Genomic DNA, 24,520 nt, shown 5'->3' with positions numbered 1-24,520 from the left:
ATGGGCCTCGTCTCGTCGGGGACGGGCCACAGCCGCGGCGGCCGCGACGGCGCTGCACTCGGCGGCCCGAATATGTTTAGGGTCACCTAAAGATCGGTGCGCTTATAGGGGTTTAGGGTGCCCTAAACCACATGGAACGCAGCAGACGCGAGGTGTTGAGTGCAGGGGCGACGCTCTTCGCGACGGTCGGCGTCGCGGGATGTAACGGACTGGGCGGCGGCACCGACGACGCCGAGGCCGACACCGAGACCGGTGGTACTGCGACCGACAGTGACGAGTCCACGTCCACCGCGAACGGGGAGACCGCCGGGGACAGCGGGGGAACGAGCCAGACCGCGCCAGTGGACGCTGCAGTCGCCGCGGAGTGGAACGCGATGCGCGCCCGTGTGTGGGACGCCGCGGCGCTCGGTCTGGCGGGCGAGTCGGGCGCCGGCGCGTCCGTCGCACAGTCGATCTTCGCGCGATTCGAGGAGGCCACCGGTGAGTACGGCGCCCACGAGGCCCTCGAACGCGCCAGCGAGGAGAACTACGCGGAGTTCGAGGAAGCCCTCGGCGAACTCCGGACCGAGGGCCTCCAGGCGGGCGACGTCGAGCGGGCCCGCGAAGAAGCGTCGATCGCGAGCACCCAGCTCGCGGAGGCACAGCGGGCCCTCGTCGGTTCGTCGACTGCCGACGCGCTGGATCTCCAGACGTTCGGCGTGAGCGCACTGGACGCGGCCGCACTCGCCGCCGCGGGGAACCTCGACGGCGCCCGTCGCGTCTCGGAGGCCACCATCAGCCGCTTCGAGGAGGCGAGCGTCCACGCCGCGCTCGAATCGGCCGACGGCGACGCCTACCAGGCGTTCGAGAACGGTCTCGAAGCCGCCCGATCGGCCGCCGAGAGCGACGACGCCGGGACCGTCCGGAGCGAGGCGAAGTCGGCCTACGCTGCGGCGATCGACGGCAGCTACACCCTGGCCGACGCCGAGCGGGCCGCGGGCGCCGGCCACCTGGCGTCTCTCCAGGCCCGCGGCTGGGACGCCGCCGCCGTCGCCGCGACGGGTGGCCCCTCGACTGACTACGCCCACGCCGCCGCGCTGACGTTGTACCGCGCTCGCGCCGCCGATGCCCGTTGGCTCGCTGCCCGGGGCGAGACCGAACGCGCCGCGACGCTGGCGAGCGATATCTTCGCGCACTTCGAGGGCGCACGGGCTCACGAGGCGCTGGAGGAGGCCGACCACGAGGCATACGAGGGCTTCGAGTCCGGCCTCTCCGACCTCCAGTCGGCGATCGAGGGCGGCGACTCCGGGGCCGTCGACGACGCGTTCGCCACCGTCGACGAGAACCTCGTGACCGGGATCGAGACGCTGGCCGGCTCGAACGCGCCGTTACTGGAAGCCGCGTTCTTCCGCGCCCGCCTGGCGGACGCCCGCGAACTGTATCGGCTGGGCGACGGCGGCGCCGCCGCTGGCGCCGCTCAGGGCCTCTTCGAGCGGTTCGAGTCGAACGAACTCGACTTCCACGAGACGGTGGAATCGACCAGCGAGGACCTCTATCACGCCTTCGAGGAAGAGCACCTCACGAGCCTGATCCAGGCCTACGAGAACGGCGACGACGAAGCCGTCGCGACTCACCACGAGGGCGTCCAGTCGACGCTCCTGGAGTTCGAGACCACCGCCGGCACGACGGCCACCGTCAGCGGCGCCGAAGCGGCGTACATGGGGGCTCGCGGATTCGACGCCGCCGTTCTCGACGCCCTCGGCGACGCGGGTCGCGCCGAGGCCATCGCGCAGGGCGCCTTCGAGCACTTCGAGGCCGGCGCCGGCGGCTACCACGAGGCGCTCGAACACGCCGACGAGTCCGTCTACGAGGCCTTCGAGAAGCGACTCGGTGCCATTGCGACCGCCGCCGGGAACGGTGAGGACGTCTACCCCGCCAGCAAGTCGTTCAACGCCGAGGTGCTGAACTCCGTCTACGCCATCGTCGGGAGCGCGGGCGGATCGACGAGCGATGCCGCCGCCTCGGTCCTGCAGGACGTCTTCGCGCACTTCGAGGACGCGCGAGTCCACGAGCTCCTGGAAGAGTCCAGCCACTCCGCCTACGAGATCTTCGAATCGGAACTCGACGCGTACATCACCGCCCTGCGAGACGGCGGCGACGTTTCGAGCGCGGCCGATCGGTTCGCCGACGCCGCCCAGTACGGCCAGTTCGCGCTCGTCGACAGCGTCGAGGAACTCCCGCTCGACCTGCGCCTCGCCGGCGGGAGCGGCGGTGGGACCGAGGGCGGGTCGGGCGGCGGAGGCGGCGACTCGAACCTCCAGGGCGGCCCCAACGTCGTCGAGGGCGTCCCCGACGACGCCGACCACGTCGTCGACCTGAAGGCCGTCGCGTTCGATCCCGCGGAGCTGACGGTCTCGAAGGGCGACAAAGTCGCCTGGAAACACGCCGCCGGCGAACCCCACTCCGTCACCGCCGCCGGCGACGGCATCCCCGACGGCGCCGACTACTGGGCCTCCGGCGACTTCGACTCCGAGGACGCCGCACGGAGCGGCTGGGAGGAAGGGAAGGGCGCCGTCCAGTCCGGCCAGTCGTTCGTCCACACCTTCGAGACGACCGGCACTCACGAGTACTACTGCATTCCCCACGAAGCCGCCGGGATGACCGGGTCCGTTACCGTGGAGTAATCGAGGACTCGCTCACTGGGAATCGAGTTTTCCCGCGAATCTGCTCTGGACCGGACTTTCGCAACTATTCCCGACAAAACTAGACGTCCGTCGGATACATTACCAAAAGTACTCCTATTGGTATCCGACTAACAGATGGCCGTTATGTCGCGGCTCGGCGACTCGATCCTGCTCTGTGGGCTAGTGAGCCATGCTTCTGAATCAGGTTCGAAACCGGAGTTCGGAACGAGAGAGTGGCGGTGTCTGGTTACCACGTCCCTATCGGCTACGTACCGACAGTAGCGGCCTGGTAACGAGCGCTCGCCGGTAGCCTCGGGGTACGACCCCTACGGCGCAAATACCTTTCATGGTTCATTCCAAGACCGGAGCCACGGTATCCATGACTGGACCTCGATCGACCGAACGAACGGCGGACTTCCAGCGAACCGCGAGGCGACGATGACGACGGGCGGGGACCCGCCTGCGTTCTCCCGGCGCGCCGTCTTGCGGACCTCGGGCGGCGCCCTCGGCCTCCTGAGTGCGGGGACGGTGCAGGCGACCGGCGAGGGAGGCGAGTCGAACGACGCCTGTTCGGAGACGACAGTCAAACCGTCGACGGTTCCCTACGACGACTCGCTGTCGTCGGTGTGTCGAGACGACCACCCGGAGACGACGGCCCTGCAATCGGACGTGCAGGCCGCGCTCCGCGACCGGTACCCGACGGTCGGTTCGCTCGTCGACGACGGGTTCGTCCCGTACTTCGACCTGTTCGGCGCCGGGGACTCGGGGTGGTCCCACTGGCTCAACCCGGACCACCTTCGAGACGAGTCGGTCGTCGACGCGACGCGCCCGGAGTCGGTACTCGTCGACCACAAGTGGTGGCGGCCCATCGGCGTGATGTTCGCCGCGACCCGGGACGCGGAGCGCGTCGATCCGCCCCCGTCGGTGTACGAGGACGAAGACGACGGCGGCGCATGTACGCCGTGGCACGCCCACGTCGGCCTGCCGGGTCGCTACTCCTGGTGGAAGTTCCGGGCGCTGTACGTGCGAGAACTGGGCGAGGACCGGCTCGGCCTCCCCTGCCGGACGCCGTGGGTGATGCACGTGTGGCGCTACGACCACCCGGAGAGTGTCTACGCCCACCACGCGCCGCCGCGCGGGAATCGCGGCGGGCCACCGGCCGAGGACGCCGGCTTCGAGACGGACGCCGTCCCCGGGGAAGACCCGCTCGGCCCGGAGGTGTTGCCCGACGCGTTCCTGCACAGGCTGAAACACCTCGGCTGAGCCGCAGCCGGAACTCTCGACCGATGTCGAGACGATGACGACGGCCCGACTGCGGGTCCGCTGCCGTAACAGCGAAGCGAGGGACGCACACCAGAATCCGAATCCCCGGGATAATACAGCGGCCGCTCACTGTCGATCGCTGTACGCTAAATGGGCCCGCTCGGGACGTTAGTATTTGCTAGTCGATGCATTCGAGTCGAAAGGTATCGCTTGCCTGCGGTCATGTCTATTTTAATTATCTGGTAGGTAGTCGCGCCGCTGTTCCATCTTCTCGCGTTTCGTGCGCCGGTCGTAGTGCTTGTCCAGCACCTTCCGGCTCACGTCCATCCGGTCGCTCACGATCTCGTGCGGAACGTCCTCCAAGAGATGGGCGGTAATCGCCCCGCTCCGAATATCGTGGGGGGACCGGCTCGATGGGCACGTACTCGCTTGGTGGATGTGGGTAGCGTCGCAGTCGTCCGGGTCCCGGTCGTGCGGGCATCCCTCGCCGACCGCACACGGGCGAGTGACGCAGTAAATCGCGTCTCGAAGGGTAGAGGTCGTTGGACGGCCGTGGCTCGTCGTTACCAGCGGTTCCCGCCCGTACTCGTCAGTCACATCCTCTCGGGGTCCCTCGATGTAATCCTGTAGAACCTGAGCGATACGCTCTGAGAGAGCTACCCACCGCTCACCCCGCTCTTTGTTTTTCAGCGGCGTATCCTGTTCCGGCCGGTGGACCAACTCGACGCCCGGCGACCGCGTATCCAGCTGGCAGTCGTCCAGGTCGAGCGCTCGAAGCGCACCGACCCGCATCCCCGTGTGCCACAGCGTGAGAAAGATCACGTGTCGGCGGGAAGCGTACTGGTAGCGATTGAGATAGGCCAAGATATTCTCGGCTCTTGCGGCGTCAAGAGAGGTTTCGCTCACCTGTTCGCCGGTGCTAACGGTCGGGAGCATCACCTTCGAGCGAAGGCCTTCAGGAACGGCATTCACCGACGCACAGAACCGCAGGAACGACCGGAGCGTAGACAGTTGCCCACGGAGAGTGACCATCTTCAGGTCACCTTCCTCACGGCGCCACACCCGGAATGCGTGAAGATCCCGACCGCTCAGGTCGTTCAGGTTCGTTATGTCCTCCTCCTCGCACCACTCCACGAACTTGCCGATTCGGTACTTGTGGCTCTGGAGCGTGTTATCGGACGCTTCTCCGCGCCGCGTTTCGAGATACATGTCGAGCGCGGCATCTGGGGCCATCGCCTCCAGACCGTCGCTCATACGGCCCACCTCCGACTATCAGAATGATTACTTTCGGCTCGATGCGCAGGCTTACAGTCGTTCCGCTGGTTGCGTCTCATGGTGTACCTCACTCTGTTGGGGGCACCGTGGACGCGCACCGCAGATGCCGAACCTGTCCAAAGTGCGGGCATCTGCGGCGGGCGACCACGAGCCAGTGCGCATGTTCTGTCGCCCCTGTAAAAGGGTTCATCCAGACGCGCGTAGTGAAAGTGAAAGTAATTGGTAACCGGACCCGCCCCCCGAATTTTCGCTATACGGCGGGTGAAAGTGAAACCGGGTCGCGGGCGATCCTGCGTGTCACCTGACTTTTGCTGAGAGGGGTGTTCCCTGTGCATGTGTTCGCTCGCAAGAGCGGCACCCAGCCGGCAGGGACTTCCTCGGCTGGCGGCACTTCCTCACTCTGACCGACTTTCCCAGCGGTGGGCGTCTCGCTCTCGCTCCGGCAAACGTACCATCCTCTATTAAGTTTTAATCATGAAATCGTGTTTTCTGTAACGCGTTAACGCGTTTGGAATATCTCAATCGGGCAAATTATGACAGGTTCAGCAGAGGATTCGGACGAAATGCATCGCCGGGTTGACTGGCTAAAGCCGTCTGACCGAGTGATACTGGCGGAGATCGGGAAATATGGCGGTTGGATGAAACCAGCTACTCTCGCCCTGAACATCGGATATACTCGCGGTCACATTGCCCGGCGGTGTCAAACGCTCGCTGAAAAAGGGTTTCTGGAGAAACACGAAGAGACAGCAGCGTACCAGCTAACGAAGTTGGGGAAGGACTTCCTAAATGACGAACTTGAGCCCGAAGACCTTACAACAGATTCTCAGTAGCCAATCGGGTCACTGGTAATCGTCTAGGTTTTTCTCAATAGCAGAAATTGCCTGGGTTTGGGAGTCGTGTAGTTTCTGAAGTTGTTCTTTTATCAACTGTTCCCTGTCATCAAGTTTGTTCTGGCCGAGTCTTCCGAAAGAGATCTGCCTCAGTATGTAATTAGAAAGGGTCTCAAGAGGGTGTCATAGAATCCATCTCATACCGTGATGACGGTGCTTCCCGGATTGTCACCTCGTTCGTAGTTGGTGACGGCGACGACGAGTCGAACGCAGAGCGCAAGGAACACCTGCGCTCGGGCGTGGACGCGGCCTCGGGCGCGTAGCGTCCCGAGGCCGCAGTCCTTGACCGCATCGTTCGTTCGCTCGACCTGACTCCGGCGGTTGTACGTCTCGTCTAGGATCGACTGTTTGAGCTGAATCTCGTCACTGTGTTTCTCGATGCGGTCTTCGACTCTGTACTTGATATTGAGCGGATCGTCGGTGTTTCGCGGGTTGTACGGGGCGATTGGCACGACTCCTGCGGTCAGCAGGAGGTCGTGCCAGTCGAGCGTGTCGTAGGCGCTGTCACCGAGCATCCAGATCGGCTGGGCGACGGCGAGCGCGTCACGGGTGACGCGCATCGCCGTCTCTTCTGCGGCTTGTTTGCTCTCGGTGAACTCGGCTGCAATCGGGATCTTTGCGCCGGTTGAGACGATCGTACAGCCGTAGCCGTAATAGTACTCCTCAGCGGTTGGGTCGTAGTTCTTCGACGCATCTGGGTCGGATGGCATCGCTCGCACGTCCGTCGAATCGATTCGGTAGGTCATGTCGAGCAGGCCGCGGGCGGCGGCCTGCTCGACGAGGTGGTCGAAGACTTCGTCGACGACGTGTTCGAGGTCGGTGAGGAAGCGATCGACCGCGTCTCTTGAGGGCGGTCGATCGAAGCCACAGCTGAGCCAGACGACCGTGTTCTGGAGTTCTCGTGTGACCGGGCGAATGCCGTAGATGTCCTTGTAGTAGCAGTGGAGGAACGCTCGGAAGAGTTCTGGTGGGTGGTGGTCTCGTGTTCGCCCCCGGCGAGCGGGGGCGAACACGTCGAACTCGCTGAAAAAGTCGAACTCAAGATGCTCGAACAACGCGAGCGTCTCGGTAGCCACGACATTGAAGAACTCGTCGATAGAACCCTCTTCTTGCAGGGTGCTGGCGCTCGTAGACACAGTTCCAACACCCTGCGTCCTCGTGTGTGAGGCTTTCTATGACACCCTCCGGAGTACTTATTGGAACTACCTTCTCCCGAGGATGTCTATCCCGTGGGGTAAGACTCCGGTTTAAGTAAGTTCGATAGAAGCTGGAAGCTCAGTACCATTTTCAGAGTCCACTACGTCTGGCGTTTTGGCCGAGGCTGAAAACGTGATTCGCCTTTGGTCCGTGTTCGTGCAATCTTTATAACAGCGAGTACTGAAAATGTAGTGCGGGCATCCCAAAATCGCAAATCAGGCGGTTGAGACCCGCTAACTGCCAAAGCGTGCGAGGGTAGCCAAGCCTGGAAACGGCGGCGGACTCAAGATCCGCTCCCGTAGGGGTCCAAGGGTTCAAATCCCTTCCCTCGCATCGCATGCGCGGCGCATCTGCGCCGCGCTCAAGATGCGCGAAGGGATTCGAATCAGGAACGTCGCAGCGGCCGAACGAAGTGAGGCCGACCGTCTTTCCGTGGTTCAAATCCCTTCCCTCGCACTGCACGGACCCACGCGGTCCCTCGCCAGTGCGGAAGACTGCTCGGAGCGGTCTTCCCTCGCAAACTTCCACGGAAGAAACGGCTTACCTGCGGGACCGTCCAGAAATCCCGCAACGGGGGCAAGTTTATGACATTTCGGCCCCGAGTTTGAGGCATGGCAACGGACGACACGGCACAGGACCCGCTGCACGTGCCACCGCTGGAACACACCGCTTTCTTCGACATCGACACGAGGGACGGCTACGTGCGGATCGACCAGTCGTGGGGCGACCAGACGCTGTACACGCCGGAGGAGGCCCGCGAGATCGCCGAGTCCATCATCGAGATGGCCGACGAGGCCCAAGACGCGGAGTAGTAGACCGGCATCGAAAGCGCGTGTTCAGTGCGGCGTGCGAACTGAATACTCAGTACTACCGTACCTTTTTCGTTGAGGCAAAGACGTGCACCGTTCGTGCCCTCCATTGTACTCCGTGTTACTGGGGTAGTAGTTGTAATCGCAGGCGGGTATGGTGCTTTGTACCCGCAGCGCCAGTGCGAAATCAGACAACGAGGCCAGACCACCGACGATCCGGAGCTGAGTGGAGGTGGGAAACTGATGTGGCGATTCTTCGATATAGCTCTCGTGATTCTCGGCCTTGGAATGCTCTGGATTGCGTTCGCTATGTAAACTCCAGTTCACGGGAGATACGTGCGGAAGCAGAGTCGGCCGAGACTGATTTTTCTTCTTCTGGGAGGTTCAGATCCGTACTTTCGGAGTCCGTTGTTTCGGTGCTTAGAGATTATCTGAAGTAGTTGCTCTACTCTTCTGCACCCAGTGCTTGGGCGATATGGGTGAGCGTGACCAGGCCGAGTCCCCCGACGAGGTTCCCTGCAGTGACGACTATGGCCGTTTCTACCAACGCTCCGTAGCCGATCGGGGCGCCGAAAAGCATCCCGAACACGACGTGGAGTGTAGTCACGATCACGTGGTCGAAGGGTCCGAGTGCCAGCAGGAACCCGACGATGAAAGCCATGACAATACGGCTTAGAACGCTGTTGACACCCTGCAAGAGGAACGAGAGGAGACTCACGAGCGCCCCGCCCAGGATAGCGCTGGCGAATCCAGTCAGTACTCGTCGGTGAACGATCTCCTCGGCGATCGTAACGAGTGCCTCCGGAGATCCAGCCGGGAGCACGCCCTCGACAGCGAAAACAGACGCGAATAGGACGCCGCCGACGAGGTTGAGTGCGAACGTAACCACCCACAGCCGGAGAAGTGACGAGACCATCCACGAATCATTATTATCGACGGCCTTGGCGACCGGGTCGTAGAAGTTCTCGTTGAACAGCTCCGCGCGACCGACGATCAGGAACACGACGCCGATCCCGAGGGCAAACGCCCCTGCAATCTGTGCGAGCTCGCCGAATTGTGGTTTGACCAATGCGTGAACAATCCCGACTGCAGCGATTCCAAAGACAATGGTGAAACCCGCAATGAAACTGGTCGCAACGAGTTCAAGCAGTGACTGGTCAAGTCGCCGTTCCCCTTCTTCGACCGCCCGATTGAATATCTCCTCAGGCGACGGAGCTTCCGACATGCGCAATGCATCGGACGAAAGGCACGTAAGAATACGGAGGCTTCTCTGGGTGAGACCTGTTGGGTCTGTACTGGCTGTTGTCTATACTACCTGTACTGAGCATCAGGCGCCGAAGGCGCCGGTTCACCGCATCGAGGCCGACGGCCGAGATGCGGCCTTTTTCACCCATGTTTTTGGTTAGCGAGGGACCTTCGGTCCCTCGGACCAGGCGAACGGGCGGCGAAGCCGCCCCGTGAGCAGACGGGGGGTCGCCCCAGGCGACCCCCCGACGAAAAAGATGGTTTCGCAGCCGCTTTTTGTGTGCCAGCCCGATCGGGAGACGTGACTGACGTACATCGACGAGTGGCGGTCGCGGAGCGCGCAGCGAGGGCCGGCGGCGCGGTCGCTCGCCAGGCCTTCCGGGGCGACCTCAGCGTCGAGACGAAAGCCGACAAGAACGACCTGGTGACCGAGTCCGACAGGGACGCCCAGCGGCAGGTCGTCTCGACGATCCGCGGGGAGTTCCCGACCGACGCGGTGGTCGGCGAGGAAGACGCAGTGCCGCTTGGGACGCCGGGCGAGGAGGTCGAGATCCTCTCGGAGGTGCCCGAGACCGGGGACGCGTGGGTCGTCGACCCGATCGACGGGACGGCGAACTTCGCGCGCGGGAACCGCACCTGGGCGACGGCGATCTCTGCTGTGACCGACGGTGAGATCGTCGCGGCCGCAACCTATCTTCCGGCGACGGAGGACCTGTACGCGGCGGGGGCGGAGACCGGAACTCGCAACGGGAACGCGCTCGCGGTGAGCGACCGGACCGACCCGGAGACGTTCGCCGCGGCGTCGGTGGGTCGCTTCGAGCGCGGGGAAGGCGCCGATCTGGGCGCTATCGCGGCGGCGACGGTAGATCGGCTGGGCGACTTCCGCCGGTTCGGGAGCATGCAACCGACGCTGGCGTTCGTGGCGAGCGGGGAACTCGACGCGGCGTTCGCGGCGTACACGCCCCACCCGTGGGACTCGCTGGCCGGGATCCACCTCGTCCGGCGGGCCGGCGGGACGGTGACGGGCCTCGACGGCGAGCCGTGGACGCGGGACAGCGAGGGGTTCGTCGCGAGCAACGGCGAGGCCCACGAGGCGGTCTGCGAGGTCGCACGGGCCGCGACCGAACGGTAGCGGTCCGGTGGCGGCCGTCGCGGGGTCGGACCGGAAGGCTAAACAGCCAGACGCGAGGGACTGTGGGCATGGAAAGCGAGCAGGCGCTGTCCGAGCGGGGCTGGCTCGCGGCGTTCGTCGCGGCACTGGCCGTGCTGGTCGGCGGCTCGATCGTCGCCACGGAGCGGGTCTACGACCAGTTCATCTGGCAGTACTTCTGGGGGCCCATCTACTCGGACGCCAACAACGCGCGCTGTGCGGTCCTGACCGGCGACGGGGTCGAAACCCTCGTGACCGCCGCCGACTGCCGGGCCGCCGAGGCCACAGGCGCCGTCGCCTACACCGGGTACAGCACCGTCTCGACCGTCGGCTACATGGTCGTGCTGATATTCATGATCGCCGGCGTCTACTTCCTGCTCGAACGACTGGACGTCGGCGAGGACAGGCGGCTGTTCCTCTCGCTGGTCCCGTTCATGCTGTTCGGCGGCGCGGTCCGGGTCGTCGAGGACGTGACCGACGCGGCCGTCGGCGCGGGGGTCGAACCCGTCATCAGCTACCCGCTGAACGTCCTGTTCATCAGCCCCGTGATCTACGTGACCGTGTTCGCGATCACGCTGGGGGCGCTGCTGGCGAGCCTGTGGCTCGAATCCCGCGAGATCGCCCACAACCGGTACAGGGCGATGGCGGGGATCGGGCTCGGCGTCCTCGCGCTCACGCTCGCGTACCTGTTTTTCGTCGCGGCGACGCGGGAGTACGCCGAGTTCTACCCGCAGATCCTGGTGGTCGACGTGGGGCTCGCGTCCGTGCTCGCGTACGGGATGTACGCCGCCGCCGACCGCTACAAACCGGAGATAAACAGGGGGACCGGCATCGTCGGACTCGGGATCCTCTGGGCGCACGCGATCGACGGCGTCGCGAACGTCGTCGCGGCGGACTGGCTCCCGGAGCTGGGCCACCCGATCGACGCCTACGGCGCGAAACACGTCGCCAACCGGGCGATCATCGGCGTCACCGAGGCGATACAGCCCGCGTCGGTCTCGGCGGTGATTGGCACCTCGTGGCCGTTCCTCGTGGTGAAACTCGTCGTCGCGCTGGGGATCGTCTGGCTGTTCGACGAGCAGATCTTCGAGGAGAGCCCGCGCTACGCCGTCCTGCTGCTCGTCGCGGCGGCCGCCGTCGGCCTCGGTCCCGGGACGCGGGACATGCTCCGGGTCACGCTCGCGATCTGAGTCTGCGAGTGAACCGCCCGAACCGCGTCGGCGGCCGCGGCGCTACTGGGAGCACTCGAAGCCGGAAAATCCGGGCCATCAGACCTGTTCGAGCGCCGACTCGGGATAGTACCGGCTCCCGCAGGTCGGGCACTCGGCCACGGTCAACTCGTCGCCCGTCGACGACGCGACTTCCGTCCGCACCAGTTGCTGGTCACAGTCTGTACACGGGAGGTCGAACTCGGATACCATGATACGCTCCTCTGACGAACCGCTTCGGGCGAGCAGAAGCGACGCCAGGTGCCGTGTGAACTATCTGCACCCTCTGGCATAAATCCTCGTATTAGTCTATTTCCTGGCAAATTACGGGCTGTCGGGCGATCGGGAAAACCGGCTCCGATCGGGCCCGACCACAGCGGGCCGTCGTTGCGCGCCCCGAGTGGACAGCTACCTGTCAGGGATAGGGGTGGTGGTCGCGGTCGAGTGCGGGCTCGAACCCCATGTCCGCCGGGACGGTCCGGGCGCGTTCGCCGAAGTACGGGTCGCCGAAGAAGAGCGGCTGGGCGCCGGGGACCACCACGCGGACCGCCTCGAAACCGAGCTGCTGGACGTCACGCGTCGTCGTCCGCGCGCCGTAGACCGACATGCCGGCCGTGACGACGCGGTCGAGGACGGCGTCGAGGTGGTCGCCGCCCTCGGGGACGGTCTCCGGCCCCACGGAGTCGGCCGGCACGCTCGTCTCGGGGCTGACGAACTCGTCGACGACGGCCGGCCGGTCGGCGTAGTGGCCGATGGCGCCGTCGGTCGCGGCGGCGTCCTCGCGGCCCATCCCGTCGAGTTCGACCCAGTTCTGGACGGCCTCGGCGAGCGCGTTCCTGGCCGCGCGGCCCGCGTCGAGGTGGGCGGCGGTGCCGAGCGCGAGTTCGGGCCACTCGTCTCGGGTGACCGCGACGGCGACGACCGGCACGTCGACGTCCTGGGTCAGGAGGAGCGCGGTCGCGTCCAGCCCCTCGGCGCCGGCGCGGGCGGCGAGGCGCTCGTAGCCCTCGTCGGCCACGTCGAGGCCCAGCGGGTCGAACGTCGAGTACCAGGCGATGGTCGTCGCGTCGCGCTCGACCACCTCGTAGAGGCCCGAGAGCAGCGCCTCGACCGAGGAGTTGCCCAGGCCGAGTCCGGTGGTGATCGCCGGGCGGATCGTCCGCTCGGGCGGCGGGTAGTGGACGGTCTCCGCGGGGAGCGATACCGGCTGTTCGGTCACGAGGTCGGTCCCGCGGACCCACGGCCGCTCGGCTCGGTCGCCGCCGGCGTCGACGCCCCCCTCGTCGTTCCCGACCCAGCTATCGGGGCGGACGAACGACGACGGTTCGATGGCGTCGGCCAGGTCGGTGGCGGCGGCGCGTTTGAACTCTTCTCCGTGGTAGACGCCCGCGCAGTAGCGCTCGTATGCCTCGCCGAGCGCCTTCATGAACGCGGCGTCCCAGCCGGGGTCGACGCCGGCGGCCTGCCGCGAGGCCGTCGCGTCCGCGAACGCGCTCGTGTCGCAGATCTGCGCGAGGTAGTACGGCGCGGGGTAGGACTCGGCCTCGCCGACCTGCTGGACGATGCCCACGCGGTCGTCGAGTCCCGCCTCGGCGCGGGTGAGCGCCCGCTCGACGTCGCGGTCGAGGTACCCCCTGTCGAGGACGCGGTCGCGGCCCTCGCCGCAGTCACAGCCCGGGACGGGCAGGAACTCCCGTTCGGCGTGGGGGAGTTCGACGACGGTGCCGAGGGGGTCCGGTTCGGCGGGGTCGAGGAACTGCGCGGCGCGGCGGCCGGCGACGGCGCCGGCGAACCGGGCGGTCGCGTCCGACGGCGCGGCCGTCGGGTCGGCGTCGGCCTCGACGTTCGATTCCACCCGAGCGGAGAGACACCGGTAACAGGCGCCCTCGGGGTCGAATCCCGCGACCGACGCGTCGACGACGGGGACGCTCCCGACGCCGCCGAGTTCGACCGCGAACCAGGGGAGGCCGGCTTCGCGCGCCCGCTCGTTCGCCCGCTCGAAGGTCGCCGCGCCCGCCTGGTCGACGACGACGGCGAGTCGCATGCCCGGCTCGAAGTCGTCGACGCCGACGCGTTCGATGGGCTCGTTCACGTCGCCCAGGGCCGCCTCGACGGCCGCGGCGGCCGGGCCCGATCCGACGAGTCCGACTGTCATGCCTGCCCGGAGGCGGCGGCGGGTAGAAAAGCCCGGGGACTCACTCCTCGAGGCGCTCCTGTGCTATCGCGGCCAGCTCGGGGAGGTCGGCCTCCGCGATCTCGTCGTCGCCGGGTCGGAGGCGCAGGCGCGGCCGGCCGACGTCGATGGGCACCTTCTCGGTCTGGACGAGGCCGCTGTCCTCCAGCCGCGTCTTCATCCGCGAGAAGGTCGCCTTGCTCGCGAGACCGACGTCCTCGCCCCACTTGCTCATGTCGTAGAGCAACTGGCCGTTGCGCGCGGCGACGAGCAGGGCGATGGCGACCTCGTCGAGCCCCTCGCCGTCGCCCTTCGCGACGGACAGCGAGTCGAGCAGGCCGTCGAAGTCATCGGCGGTGTCGGTCCCGATGTCCGCCGCGAGCGTCTCGCGGACCCGCGACAGCGGCGGGGTCCGGAGCGAGAACGCCTCGGCGCCCTCCCACTCGTCGGCGTAGCGGTCGCGCATCGCCGTCACGAACTCCTCGTCCCTCGTGGTGAGTCCGCCGACCCGGTCGCCCGCCGAGACCAGCGAGACGACGCTGGATTCGGTCACGAGCAGCGACGCCTCCGGCGCGTCGTCGAGGACGCGCAGCCCGAGCGTGTCCGCCGCCACGAGGTCGGCGGCGTGCCCGGCGACGATGAAGTCGGCCATCACGTCCTTGATCGGATCGCCCGGCGCGAGCAGCCTGACCGTCGGCGGGTCCGCCACGTCGTGGAGCCGGAATATCAGCTCGGTGAGAGTCTCCCGCGTGGGGTTGACGGCGTATACGAGGCCGCTACTGTCCCGAAAGACGCCCGCGAGAACGTCACCGACGTCCTCCTCGAGAAAGTTCGAACTCATCTGATAGCTGCGGTATTTCGGATTATCACACTTAATTTTACCGCCGATGGCCGATGAATCGACCCGTATCGCTCCCGTTCGGGCGCGTTTCGGCCGACCCGTCGCCGTCTCGCGATTGGCAGGGCCGTCGCGCGTCCACGGAGCGGCGTCCTGCGGGTGTCGTCCCGTCTCGGTCGCGTTTCGTCGGTCCCGTGCCACTGTCTCGCGGTCGCCCGCGGGTCGTCGCCGCTCGCCGAAAAGGTAGATTATTGACGGACCGTCGCCGAGAAACCAGTACAGATGAACTACGACACGGTCCGGGAAGTAGACCCGGAGGTCGCCGACGCGCTCGAAGCGGAAGTCGAGCGCCAGGGCGACACCCTGGCGATGATCGCCAGCGAGAACCACGTCAGCGAGGCCGTCCTCGAAGCGCAGAGCTCCGTCCTCACGAACAAGTACGCCGAGGGCTACCCCGGTTCGCGCTACTACGGCGGGTGCGAGTACGCCGACGTCGTCGAACAGCTCGCCATCGACCGCGCGAAGGAGCTGTGGGGCGCCGAGTACGTCAACGTCCAGCCCCACTCGGGGTCGCAGGCCAACATGGCCGTCTACACGGCCGTCCTCGAACCGGGCGACAAGATCCTCTCGCTCGACCTGACCCACGGCGGTCACCTCAGCCACGGCCACCCGAAGAACTTCGCCGGCCAGGTCTACGAGGTCGAGCAGTACGAGGTCGACCCCGAGACGGGCCGGCTGGACTTCGACGAGATCCGCACGCAGGCCGAGGACTTCGACCCGGACATGATCGTCTCGGGCTTCTCCGCGTACCCGCGCGAGGTCCAGTGGGACGAGTTCCAGGCCATCGCCGACGACGTCGACGCCTACCACATGGCGGACATCGCCCACATCACCGGCCTCGTCGCCGCGGGCGTCCACGACTCGCCGGTCGGCGTCGCCGACTTCGTGACGGGCTCGACGCACAAGACCATCCGCGCCGGTCGCGGCGGCATTATCATGGCCGACGAGGAGTACGCCGACGCGGTCGACTCGGCGATCATCCCCGGGACCCAGGGCGGTCCCCTGATGCACAACATCGCAGGCAAGGCCGTCGGGTTCCAGGAAGCACTGCAGCCGCACTTCGAGGAGTACGCCGAGCAGACCGTGAAGAACGCGAAGGCGCTCGCCGACCACCTGCAGGACCACGGTTTCTCGCTGGTCTCGGGCGGCACCGACAACCACCTCGTGCTCGTCGACCTGCGCGACTCCCATCCCGACGTGACGGGCAAGCAGGCCGAGGAAGCGCTCGAAGACGTGGGGATCGTCCTCAACGCCAACACGGTTCCGGGCGAGACCCGCTCGCCGTTCGTCGCCTCGGGCATCCGCGCCGGCACGCCCGCGCTGACGACCCGCGGCTTCGACGAGGACGCCACCGAGACGGTCGGCCACTGCATCGCCGAGGTCATCGACAACCCCGACGACGAGGACGTCAAGGCCGAGGTCGCCGAGATCGTCCAGGGACTCACCGAGGAGTACCCGCTCTACGGCGACGACAGCGAAGGCCTCGTCTTCGAATAAGCGCCGGGACTCCCATTTTCGGGCCGGTCTCGCTTTTCGCGCCGACTCAGCGGTCCGCACTGACTCCACGTTCGTCGCGGCCGCTATCTGATCTCGTCAGACTGGACGACGTCGCTCTCGCGGACCGTCACGCCGTCGATACGTATCTCGCCGGCGCCGTCGACGGTCACCGTGTGGTCCGGGACCTCGAACGTGAGTTCCCAGTCGTCCGTGTCCGCCTCGGCCATCGCCCGGACCGCGTCGGTCGCCACGTAATCGTGCAGCGAGTAGTCGAGTTCGTGCGCTTCGACGCCTTCTACCGCGGCGATAGCGCCCACGAGTTCCATGGTGACATCGTCGGGCCGGGTCACGACTGCCCCCCCGCGTGCTCTTCGAGCCGCTGGCACTCCTGGGTCAGTTGCGGCGGGATCGCGCCCGCGTACGCCTGGAGCGCGTCGAAGACCACCGCGACCTCTTCGAAGGCGGGTCCGCGTTCGACCGAGAGCGGTTCTCGCTCCCACTCGACGAAGTCGTGCTCGGCGAGCACCGGGAGGTGCGTGTGTACCAGGTCGACGTACAGCGTCTCGGGGTCGCGGAGTTGATACGGCGGGTTCGCCGCCTCGGGAAGGGACAACTGTCGCTCCGGCGGCGCCTCCATGAGCGCAACTACGATCTGTCTGCGCGGTTCCGCGGTGAGTGCGCGGAACACGCGGTCCCATCGCTCGATCATCGCCGACGCGCGCCGATCTCTGTCAGTCGGCATGGTGTGATGCACGGTCTCAATGACCAAAGCCGTTCCGTGGTCGGACCTGTGGATCGCGACGTCGCCTCGTCGGTCCGAGATCGCTTCAGCAGCCGACGGAGTCGTCGGACGCGAACGGCGCCCGAGAGCGGGCGGTCGGGCGACGAACGCCGCTCTCCACCGCCGGCCCTGCGAATGCCGCGGGAACACCTTCGACCGGCGAGTCCCAGACGCGGATCGAATGCGTTCGCTCCCTCGCCGGTGGCGGATCCGCGGGGCCCTCGGTGTCGTCCTCGTAGCGCTGCTCGCACTGACAGCCGCGGCCGTCGCGTCGGAGGAGTCGACCGCCGCGGCCACGGCTATCGATTCCCGGGCGGCGGCGGAGACGATTATCAGCGTTCAGGGCGTCCGCTTCCGGGACGACGTGCGCGGCCCGTCCCCGTCGCGACTGTTCGCCGTCGACGGCGACGGGGACGTCCAGTGGAGCTACAGCGGGACGAGACACGGCTTCCGGTGGCTCTACGACGTGGACCCGCTGTCGAACGGGAACCTGCTCGTGACGGCGACGGTCCCCGGCGACACGGTGGTGTTCGAGTTCGACCCGGAGACGCGCACCCGTGCCTGGACCGAGCGGTTCGACGCCCGCGACACGCACGACGTGGACCTCATCAACGGCGACGAGTTACTGGTCGCCAACCTCCGCAACTACGACGTCGAGGCGAACGTGAGCCGCGACCGCGTGTTCGTCTACAACCGCACCCGCGACGAGATCGTCTGGGAGTGGCAGTTCCGGGACCACTACCCCGAGTCCACGGATAACGGGTTCCGAGTCGGCTGGACGCACCTCAACGACGTCGACGAGATCGACGACGGGCGCTTCCTCGCCTCGCCGCGGAACTTCGACCAGGCCATCGTGATCAATCGGTCCACGAGGGAGATCGAGATGCGGCTCGGCCGAGACGACAACCGGACGAAACTGTTCAAGCAGCACAACCCCGACTACCTCGTCGGGGAGAACGGGACGCCGACGATGCTTGTGGCCGACAGCGAGAACGACCGCGTCGTCGAGTACGCGCGCGTCGACGGCGAGTGGGAGCGGACCTGGGCCGTCCGCGGGTTCCACTGGCCGCGCGACGCCGACCGGTTGCCGAACGGGAACACGCTCGTCACGGACACGAAGAACAACCGGGTCGTCGAAATCACGCCGACCGGTGAGGTCGTCTGGGCGGTCGCCGCGCCGTGGGGAACGTACGAGGCCGAGCGCGGTCGCGACGGCTCGCACGGGCCGACGGTCCGCCAGCAGAACGCGACCGGCCGGTACCGCGTCCACGGCGGGGAACTCGGCCGAGTCGAAGCCGGCGACTCGGTCGGGACGTGGATCGCGACCGCCGGCGAGGGGACCCCCGCCGCAGCGCAGGCCCGCGACCTCGGCGTCGCGTTCCGGCGATTCGAGGAGCGGTTCGCGCCCCCGTGGCTGTCCAGCTGGGCGTTCGCGGCCGCGGTCCTCGCCGGAGTGGTGGCCCTCACCTGGGCCGCGGGCGAACTCGCCTTTCGGTATCGTCGCCGGCGTCGGGGCGCAGAGGGCCCCTGACTCGGTGCTCCGCAGCGGCCGTCCGACAGCCACGCCGCTTATGAGCGCTGGCTCCCGAGAAGCGGGTATGACCGACCTCGATTCCGTCGACCGGGCGATCCTGAACGCCTACCAGGGCGGGTTCCCGGTCGTCGCGGACCCCTACGGGCCGGCGGCCGCTGCGCTGCGCGACCACGGCGTCGACGTGACCGCCGCGGAACTCCACGAGCGCCTCGCCGCGCTGGACGAGGAGGGCGTGCTCACCCGGTTCGGCGCGCTGATAAACGCCGAGGCGATCGGCGGGACGGCGACGCTCGTCGCGATGCACGCGCCCGAAGACCGGTTCGACGAGGTGGCAGAGCGAGTCAACGCGCACGCCGAAGTCGCGCACAACTACGAGCGCGAACACCCTCACCTCAACATGTGGTTCGTCGTGAGCGTCGCCGAGGAGGACCGCGTCGACGAGGTCCTCGCCGAGATCGAGGAGGAGACCGGCCAGGAGACGTACAACCTCCCGAAACAGCGGGAGTTCCACGTCGGCGCGAAGTTCCCCGTCGAGGGGACGCTGGAAGACGTGGACGGCGGGATCGACCTCTCGGACTTGGGCCCCGACGTGGAGCTCGTCGACCGCGACGGCCTGACGCCGCGCGAGCGCGATCTGGTGGTCGAGATCCAGGGTGGGCTTCCGACGACGCGGACGCCCTACCGCGACGTGGCCGAGGCGCTCGGCGAGGACGTGGAGTGGGTGCTCTCGACGATCAAACGCTTCGACGCGGAGGGGAAGGTCCGGCGCGTCGGCGTCATCCCGAACCACTACTCGCTGGGCTACTCGGAGAACGGGATGACCGTCTGGAACGTCCCCGACGACGTGGTCGACGAGGTCGGTCCGGAGATCTCCGCGTTCGACTTCGTCACCCACTGCTACCGGCGGCCCCGCCACGAGGGCGTCTGGCCGTACAACTTCTTCGCGATGACCCACGGCCGCAGCGAGGACGAGAGCGAGGCCCGCGTCGAGCAGGTCCGCGAGAAGATGGCCGAGCACTGGGACGTGACCGACGACGACTGGGACACGCTGTTCTCGACGGGCATCCTCAAGAAGACGGGCATCCGCATCGAGGAGCGCGCCGACGCGAACGTCGACTCCTGACCCGCTCTGGGGCGTCTGCCGTCCGAACACGTGCCAAAGAGCGCCTGCGAAACGGTGGCACGTCCGGCCTCAGCGGGGCCATCGCCAGAAGAACGCTTACTTACCGGCAGTGGCAAGGACTCCAACATGATTCCCCTGCTCCACGACTTCGGGGGCGAGACCGTCCTCGTCTTCGGGGGCGGACGCGTCGGCGCCAGGAAGGCCCGGCGGTTCGCCCGGGAAGCCCGCGTGGTCGTGGTGAGCCCGGAGTTCGCGACGGCGGACGGCGAACGGGTGGACTTCGGCGACGCCGAGCTGGTCCGCGAGGCGCCCGACCCCGACGACGTGTCAGAGTGGTTCGACCGGACTGACCCGGCGCTGGCGGTCGCGGCGACGAGCGACGCCGAACTGAACGAGCGGGTCGAAGCGGTGGCCCGCGAGCGAGGCGTCCTCGTCAACCGGGCCGACCAGCACGGCGAGCGGGAGGCGGGCAGCGTCGTCGTCCCAGCGACAGTGCGTGACGACCCCGTCGTGGCCGCGGTAGCGACGGGCGGCGCGAGCCCGGCGCTGAGTCGGCACCTCCGCGAGCGGATCGAGACGGAGATCGCCGACGCGGGTGCGATGGCCGAGTTGACCGGCGAGCTACGCGAGGAGTTACAGCGGGACGGGGTCGCGCCGGACCGCCGTCGAGCGGCCGTGCGGGCGGTTGTCAGGTCGGACGCGGTTTGGAAGGCTTTAGATAGTGGGATACCCAAAGCTCGACAAGTGGCAGCGGACGTAATCGCGGACGTGACGGGTGAGACAGCGTGACTGTCGGAACGGGCGTCATCTCCGGCGCGAGCGTCGACATCGACCGCGCGACGGTCGACGAGCTCGAATCGGCGACCGTCGAGAGCCAGCGGGAGGCCGTCGACCGGTTGCTCTCGGTGCCGGCGGTCGAGGAGGCGTACGTCCTCCAGACCTGCAACCGGGTCGAGGCCTACGTCGTCACCGGCGACGGACCGGAGGGTCGCGCTGCGCTCGACGTCTTCTTCGAGGGCGTCCCCGACGACGTCCTCGTCGAGTTGGGACACGAGGAGAGCCTGCGGCACCTGATGCGAGTCGCCGCGGGCCTCGAATCGATCGTCGTCGGCGAGGACCAGATCCTCGGCCAGGTCAGCACCGCATACGAGGACGCCCTCGCCGCCGGCGGCATCGGCCGGATTCTCGAAGCCGGCGTCACGAAGGCCGTCCACGTCGGCGAGCGCGCCCGGACGGAGACCGCGATCAACGAGGGCTCCGTCTCGCTCGCCAGCGCCGCGGTCAAACTCGCCGACGAGGAGGTCGGCGTCGACGGGGCGGACGCCCTCGTCGTCGGCGCCGGCGAGATGGGGCGGCTCGCCGCCCAGTCGCTCGCGCCGCGCGTCGACCGCCTCTACGTGGCCAACCGGACGGCCGAGCGCGCCGAGCACCTCGCCGACACCGTCGACGCGGACGCGACGGTCGTCGGGATGGACGACGTGGCCGATGCAGTCGGGGAGGCCACCGTCGTCGTGACGGCCACGGGGAGCCCGGACTACGTCTTCGAGAAGCCCACCGTCGCCGACGCCGGCGAGACGTTCGTCGTCGACATCGCCCAGCCGCGGGACGTGCCGCCGACGGTGACCGAACTCCCCGACGTGACCGTCCGCGATCTGGACGCGCTGAAGACCGTCACCGACGAGAACCGCGCCCAGCGCGCGGAGGCGGCGACGGTCGTCGAGGAGATGATCGACGTCGAGTTCGACCGCTTGCTCGCCCAGTACAAGCGAAAGCGGGCGGATCGAGTCATCTCGGCGATGTACGAGAGCGCCGAGCGCGTCAAGGCCCAGGAGGTCGAGACGGCGCTCGGCAAGGCCGACCTCGGCGAGGACCAGCGCGAAGTGGTCGAGGCGATGGCCGACGCCATCGTCAACCAGTTGCTCGCCGCGCCGACCAAGAGCCTGCGCGACGCCGCCGAGGAGGACGACTGGTCGACCATCAACACCGCGCTCCAGCTGTTCGACCCCGAGTTCGGCGGCGAGAGTGAGAGCGAAGGGGACGCGGTCGACGGCGAGGAGATCCCCGAACACATCCGCGACCAGATGCCCGACGCCGTCTTCGACCAGCTGAGCGACGACTAGGTGGTTTTAGTTCTCAGTTCGGCCGCGCCTGGCTCAGAGAGACCGCTAACTCGACAGCGACCGCCGGCTCAGTCGTGACTGCGAACAGCGTGAAAGCCCCGGCGCGTTCGACTCGGGAGACTCGCTGCGCTCCTCGGCCTTCGGCCTGCGGTGCTTGCTTCGTCTGCCTTCGTCGAACGCGCCGCCCCTTTCATTCCCGCCCGCACAGACTGATCGGCCAAGCTACGCGGGTGGGAATGAAAGGGGCCGGACGCTCCGGGAACCCGGGCGACGCAAGCACCGCAACGGAGTGAGGAGCGCAGCGAGCCCCGGGACCGGAGCGTCCGGGGGCTTTCACGCTGTTCGCGGTCCCGGTTCGAATAGCGGTTGTCTCGATCCCGGGCAGATCGTCGCGAGCGGTTCTCACTCCTCGGCCGAACTTTCATGCGGGTACCGCTCCACTGTTCGAACATGGCAGACCTGCTCTCTGACGACGAGATCGAGGAACGGCTCCCGGAGGAATGGGAACGCGACGGCGACGAGATCGTGCGGACCTACGAGTTCGACGCGTACCTCGACGGCGTCGGCTTCGCGGCGGGCGCGGGCGGGGTCGCACAGGACGCCTTCCATCACCCCGAGATGACGATCGGCTGGCGCGAGGTCGAAGTGCGGCTGACCACGCACGACGAGGGGGGCATCACCGACAAGGACATCGAACTCGCCGAGCGGTTCGACGACCTGCAGTAGATGGCGACGGGTGACGACGAGGGGCGGGGCGGTGACGGCTCTACGGCGGCGACCGACGCGAACGCGGCGTACGTGTTCCGGGTGACGGTACGGCTCGAACCCGGCGTCGAGGGGGTGTGGGCGACGCCGGACACCTTCGAGACGACGGTGTTCCGCGCGGCGGATCCCCCGGGCGAGCCCGGGTGGCTGTACTTCCGGGACAACCTGTGGAGGGGCGAGTGCGGCGACGAGTCGTACATGCGCGAGGTGACCGAGGACGCGCTGGGGACCACGGTCGCGAGCGTCTCCTTCAGCGAACTCCGGACGACGCAGGGGTATCTCGACGACCTCCGCGAGACGATCGCCGACAACCTGGACCTGTTCAATGCCTCGACCGTCGACGAAGTGCTCTCGAAGTACCTCGGAAGCTCGATCCACGTGACCAGTGAGGTGTGAGCCCGCCCGTTTTCGATTCGGCTCGCCAGTTTTCACGCCGATTCAGACCAGTCCGAGAACCTGCGCGAGGAACGCGACGTAGGTTCCGACGGCGTTCAGCACCGCGATCCCTCCGGGGAGCGCGATGCAGAGCAGCGCCTGACGCTGCGTGAGATCACGGCCGTACTCGGCGGCCAGCGTCCACAGGTAGACGACCCAGAGGGTGAACAGCGGCCGGGCGAAGTCGACGGCCACCCGGGCCGGATGGTCCACGACGGTCGAGCGAACCCACTGATTGAGCGCCGCCTCCGACGCGAACGTGGGCGCGTCGAGGAAGATCGCGGTCATCGCGACTGCGGACGCGGCCGCCGGGATCAGCGTCGGCGCGAGCGTCCATCCGACGAACGCGAGCACGCGCCGGAAGGGCCCCTCGCCGTCGAAGTACAGGGAGACGAGGTAGATCACCGCCGCGACCGCGAGCCAGATCGCGAAGTAGGCGACGGCGTTGACCCACAGCAGGAGGACGAACGACCCAGGCGCGCTGACGCGCTGGCTCGCGGTGGCGTAGACGAGCGTACCCAGGTCGATTTCGGACAGCAGGCGGCCGAACGTCCGGAGGAGCAGCGCCGTCGGGGCGATCACGAGGAGGGCGTGCGCGACGACGACGAGCGCGGGGCCGACAAGCGAGGGGTCGTCCCGCCGCCGCGCGAAGAACGTCCGCGGGTCGGTGACCAGCGTTGACAGGCCCATGGTGTCCGCACGCTGGACCGTCTATGTCATAAATCCGGTCGGTCCCGGCCGCCACGCTTCGCCGAGCGATCCTGGTCGGGGGATCGCCGGACAGCGGGCGGCCGCTGCTGGTGCTCGCCAGAAGGTACTTACAGTCCAGACTCCTATAGTATCGATCCAATGGCCGGCGACGCGTACGATTTCTGGTTGTTCGACCTCGACGGCACGGTCGTCGACGTCGACCCCGACTACCCCCGCGAGGTCATCGGCGAAGTGGGGGACCGGCTCGGGTACAGCTTTACCGACCGCGAGGCCGACCACCTGTGGTACGGCGTCGGAGGCGCGCGATCCGACGTCTTCTCCCGGCGCGGCCTCGACCCCGACGTGTTCTGGGAGACGTTCCACGAGGTCGAAGACCCGATCGCCCGCGCGGAGTCGTCGTTCGTCTACGAGGACGCGGCGGCGTTCATCAGCGGCCTCGACTGTCCGACCGGCGTGGTCACCCACTGCCAGTCGTACCTGACCGGGCCGCTGCTCGACCACCACGACATCGCCGACTGGTTCGACGCCGTCGTCTGCTGCGACGACGACATCGGCTGGAAGCCCGACCCGAAACCGGTCGAACTGGCGATGGACCGCCTCGGCGTCGGGTACAACGGCCACGAGGGAGCCCTCGTCGGCGACGACCCCGACGACACAGGCGCGGCGTGGAACGCCGGCATCGACGCGATCCACGTCGACCGCGTCGACGCGGTCGAACGCGGTCAGTGCGTCCTGGGCGACCGCCGCATCGGCGGCTTCGACGACCTCTGAGCTCGTCGAGCG

23 protein-coding genes and 1 tRNA gene are annotated in these 24,520 nt (G+C 67.2%); 15 read left to right on the top strand and 9 right to left on the bottom strand.

Going from position 1 to position 24,520, the window contains the following annotated elements; translation table 11 throughout:
* Positions 1-131 precede the first annotated feature (131 nt).
* Together PSC72_RS19650 and PSC72_RS19645 are read left to right on the top strand one after the other, a co-directional pair.
* Entirely contained in the window at positions 132-2,663 is a 2,532-nt protein-coding gene (locus tag PSC72_RS19650) for a DUF5059 domain-containing protein (RefSeq protein WP_274323120.1), read from the top strand.
* A gap of 438 nt (positions 2,664-3,101) precedes the next feature.
* The gene (locus tag PSC72_RS19645) at positions 3,102-3,926 is read left to right on the top strand and encodes a hypothetical protein (RefSeq protein ID WP_274323119.1); all 825 of its coding nucleotides are present in this window, start codon (positions 3,102-3,104) and stop codon (positions 3,924-3,926) included.
* Between the two features lie 231 nt (positions 3,927-4,157).
* Here the strand turns inward: PSC72_RS19645 and PSC72_RS19640 are convergent, their stop codons facing one another.
* Entirely contained in the window at positions 4,158-5,180 is a 1,023-nt protein-coding gene (locus PSC72_RS19640; protein ID WP_274323118.1) for a tyrosine-type recombinase/integrase, read from the bottom strand.
* 554 nt (positions 5,181-5,734) lie between these two features.
* On the opposite strand from PSC72_RS19640, the gene PSC72_RS19635 reads away from it, so the two are divergent.
* Positions 5,735-6,031: a phage repressor protein gene (locus PSC72_RS19635; protein WP_274323117.1), complete on the top strand. Its 297-nt coding sequence runs from the start codon at positions 5,735-5,737 to the stop codon at positions 6,029-6,031.
* 197 nt (positions 6,032-6,228) lie between these two features.
* On the opposite strand, the gene PSC72_RS19630 is transcribed toward PSC72_RS19635, so the two are convergent.
* Positions 6,229-7,227 (bottom strand): transposase, encoded by a 999-nt coding sequence (locus PSC72_RS19630; protein ID WP_274321708.1) that lies wholly within the window; start codon positions 7,225-7,227, stop codon positions 6,229-6,231.
* 310 nt (positions 7,228-7,537) lie between these two features.
* On the opposite strand from PSC72_RS19630, the gene PSC72_RS19625 reads away from it, so the two are divergent.
* Together PSC72_RS19625 and PSC72_RS19620 are read left to right on the top strand one after the other, a co-directional pair.
* Positions 7,538-7,621 (top strand) — tRNA-Leu (locus PSC72_RS19625).
* A gap of 278 nt (positions 7,622-7,899) precedes the next feature.
* Entirely contained in the window at positions 7,900-8,100 is a 201-nt protein-coding gene (locus tag PSC72_RS19620) for a hypothetical protein (RefSeq protein ID WP_274323116.1), read from the top strand.
* 442 nt (positions 8,101-8,542) lie between these two features.
* On the opposite strand, the gene PSC72_RS19615 is transcribed toward PSC72_RS19620, so the two are convergent.
* The gene (locus tag PSC72_RS19615) at positions 8,543-9,322 is read right to left on the bottom strand and encodes a formate/nitrite transporter family protein (RefSeq protein WP_274323115.1); all 780 of its coding nucleotides are present in this window, start codon (positions 9,320-9,322) and stop codon (positions 8,543-8,545) included.
* 321 nt (positions 9,323-9,643) lie between these two features.
* Between PSC72_RS19615 and PSC72_RS19610 the strand changes: the two genes are divergently transcribed.
* Both PSC72_RS19610 and PSC72_RS19605 read left to right on the top strand, forming a co-directional pair.
* Positions 9,644-10,474: an inositol monophosphatase family protein gene (locus PSC72_RS19610; protein ID WP_274323114.1), complete on the top strand. Its 831-nt coding sequence runs from the start codon at positions 9,644-9,646 to the stop codon at positions 10,472-10,474.
* 68 nt (positions 10,475-10,542) lie between these two features.
* Positions 10,543-11,682 carry a DUF63 family protein gene (locus tag PSC72_RS19605; protein WP_274323113.1) on the top strand — a complete coding sequence of 380 codons (1,140 nt, stop codon included), beginning with the start codon at positions 10,543-10,545 and terminating at the stop codon, positions 11,680-11,682.
* Positions 11,683-11,760: 78 nt separating this feature from the next.
* On the opposite strand, the gene PSC72_RS19600 is transcribed toward PSC72_RS19605, so the two are convergent.
* The 3 genes from PSC72_RS19600 to tbsP form a co-directional block, all read right to left on the bottom strand.
* Complete coding sequence (locus PSC72_RS19600) at positions 11,761-11,913, bottom strand: hypothetical protein (RefSeq protein WP_274323112.1); 153 nt, start codon at positions 11,911-11,913, stop codon at positions 11,761-11,763.
* 202 nt (positions 11,914-12,115) lie between these two features.
* Positions 12,116-13,855, bottom strand: a complete 1,740-nt coding sequence (locus PSC72_RS19595) for a YcaO-like family protein (protein WP_274323111.1) — start codon at positions 13,853-13,855, stop codon at positions 12,116-12,118.
* A 40-nt stretch (positions 13,856-13,895) separates the two neighbouring features.
* On the bottom strand, positions 13,896-14,714 hold the full coding sequence (gene tbsP / locus PSC72_RS19590) for a transcriptional regulator TbsP (RefSeq protein ID WP_274323110.1): 819 nt from the start codon (positions 14,712-14,714) through the stop codon (positions 13,896-13,898).
* A 279-nt stretch (positions 14,715-14,993) separates the two neighbouring features.
* Between tbsP and glyA the strand changes: the two genes are divergently transcribed.
* On the top strand, positions 14,994-16,268 hold the full coding sequence (gene glyA, locus PSC72_RS19585; RefSeq protein ID WP_274323109.1) for a serine hydroxymethyltransferase: 1,275 nt from the start codon (positions 14,994-14,996) through the stop codon (positions 16,266-16,268).
* Positions 16,269-16,351: 83 nt separating this feature from the next.
* Here the strand turns inward: glyA and PSC72_RS19580 are convergent, their stop codons facing one another.
* Positions 16,352-16,594: a HalOD1 output domain-containing protein gene (locus tag PSC72_RS19580; protein ID WP_274323108.1), complete on the bottom strand. Its 243-nt coding sequence runs from the start codon at positions 16,592-16,594 to the stop codon at positions 16,352-16,354.
* Positions 16,595-16,614: 20 nt separating this feature from the next.
* A complete protein-coding gene (locus tag PSC72_RS19575) occupies positions 16,615-17,010 on the bottom strand; it encodes a hypothetical protein (RefSeq protein ID WP_274323107.1) in 396 nt (131 codons plus the stop codon).
* A 220-nt stretch (positions 17,011-17,230) separates the two neighbouring features.
* On the opposite strand from PSC72_RS19575, the gene PSC72_RS19570 reads away from it, so the two are divergent.
* The 6 genes from PSC72_RS19570 (at position 17,231) to lwrS (ending at position 22,987) form a co-directional block, all read left to right on the top strand.
* Positions 17,231-18,580 (top strand): aryl-sulfate sulfotransferase, encoded by a 1,350-nt coding sequence (locus PSC72_RS19570; RefSeq protein WP_274323106.1) that lies wholly within the window; start codon positions 17,231-17,233, stop codon positions 18,578-18,580.
* A gap of 67 nt (positions 18,581-18,647) precedes the next feature.
* Positions 18,648-19,706 (top strand): siroheme decarboxylase subunit beta, encoded by a 1,059-nt coding sequence (gene ahbB / locus PSC72_RS19565; RefSeq protein WP_274323105.1) that lies wholly within the window; start codon positions 18,648-18,650, stop codon positions 19,704-19,706.
* A 126-nt stretch (positions 19,707-19,832) separates the two neighbouring features.
* On the top strand, positions 19,833-20,495 hold the full coding sequence (locus tag PSC72_RS19560) for a precorrin-2 dehydrogenase/sirohydrochlorin ferrochelatase family protein (protein ID WP_274323104.1): 663 nt from the start codon (positions 19,833-19,835) through the stop codon (positions 20,493-20,495).
* Positions 20,492-21,826, top strand: a complete 1,335-nt coding sequence (gene hemA, locus PSC72_RS19555; protein WP_274323103.1) for a glutamyl-tRNA reductase — start codon at positions 20,492-20,494, stop codon at positions 21,824-21,826. The genes PSC72_RS19560 and hemA overlap by 4 nt, the downstream gene beginning before the upstream one ends.
* Before the next feature lie 450 nt (positions 21,827-22,276).
* Positions 22,277-22,552 carry a 4a-hydroxytetrahydrobiopterin dehydratase gene (locus PSC72_RS19550; protein ID WP_274323102.1) on the top strand — a complete coding sequence of 92 codons (276 nt, stop codon included), beginning with the start codon at positions 22,277-22,279 and terminating at the stop codon, positions 22,550-22,552.
* The gene (gene lwrS / locus PSC72_RS19545; protein ID WP_274323101.1) at positions 22,553-22,987 is read left to right on the top strand and encodes an LWR-salt protein; all 435 of its coding nucleotides are present in this window, start codon (positions 22,553-22,555) and stop codon (positions 22,985-22,987) included.
* A gap of 42 nt (positions 22,988-23,029) precedes the next feature.
* On the opposite strand, the gene PSC72_RS19540 is transcribed toward lwrS, so the two are convergent.
* Positions 23,030-23,716, bottom strand: a complete 687-nt coding sequence (locus PSC72_RS19540) for a YIP1 family protein (protein ID WP_274323100.1) — start codon at positions 23,714-23,716, stop codon at positions 23,030-23,032.
* A gap of 159 nt (positions 23,717-23,875) precedes the next feature.
* Between PSC72_RS19540 and PSC72_RS19535 the strand changes: the two genes are divergently transcribed.
* Positions 23,876-24,508, top strand: coding sequence for an HAD family hydrolase (locus PSC72_RS19535; protein ID WP_274323099.1), 633 nt, complete (start codon positions 23,876-23,878; stop codon positions 24,506-24,508).
* Positions 24,509-24,520 lie beyond the last annotated feature (12 nt).

Source organism: Halosimplex aquaticum, assembly GCF_028747785.1.
GTDB classification, from domain to species: domain Archaea; phylum Halobacteriota; class Halobacteria; order Halobacteriales; family Haloarculaceae; genus Halosimplex; species Halosimplex aquaticum.
Note: the sequence above shows the minus strand (reverse complement) of the source record. Positions and strands in the feature narration are given on the sequence as shown.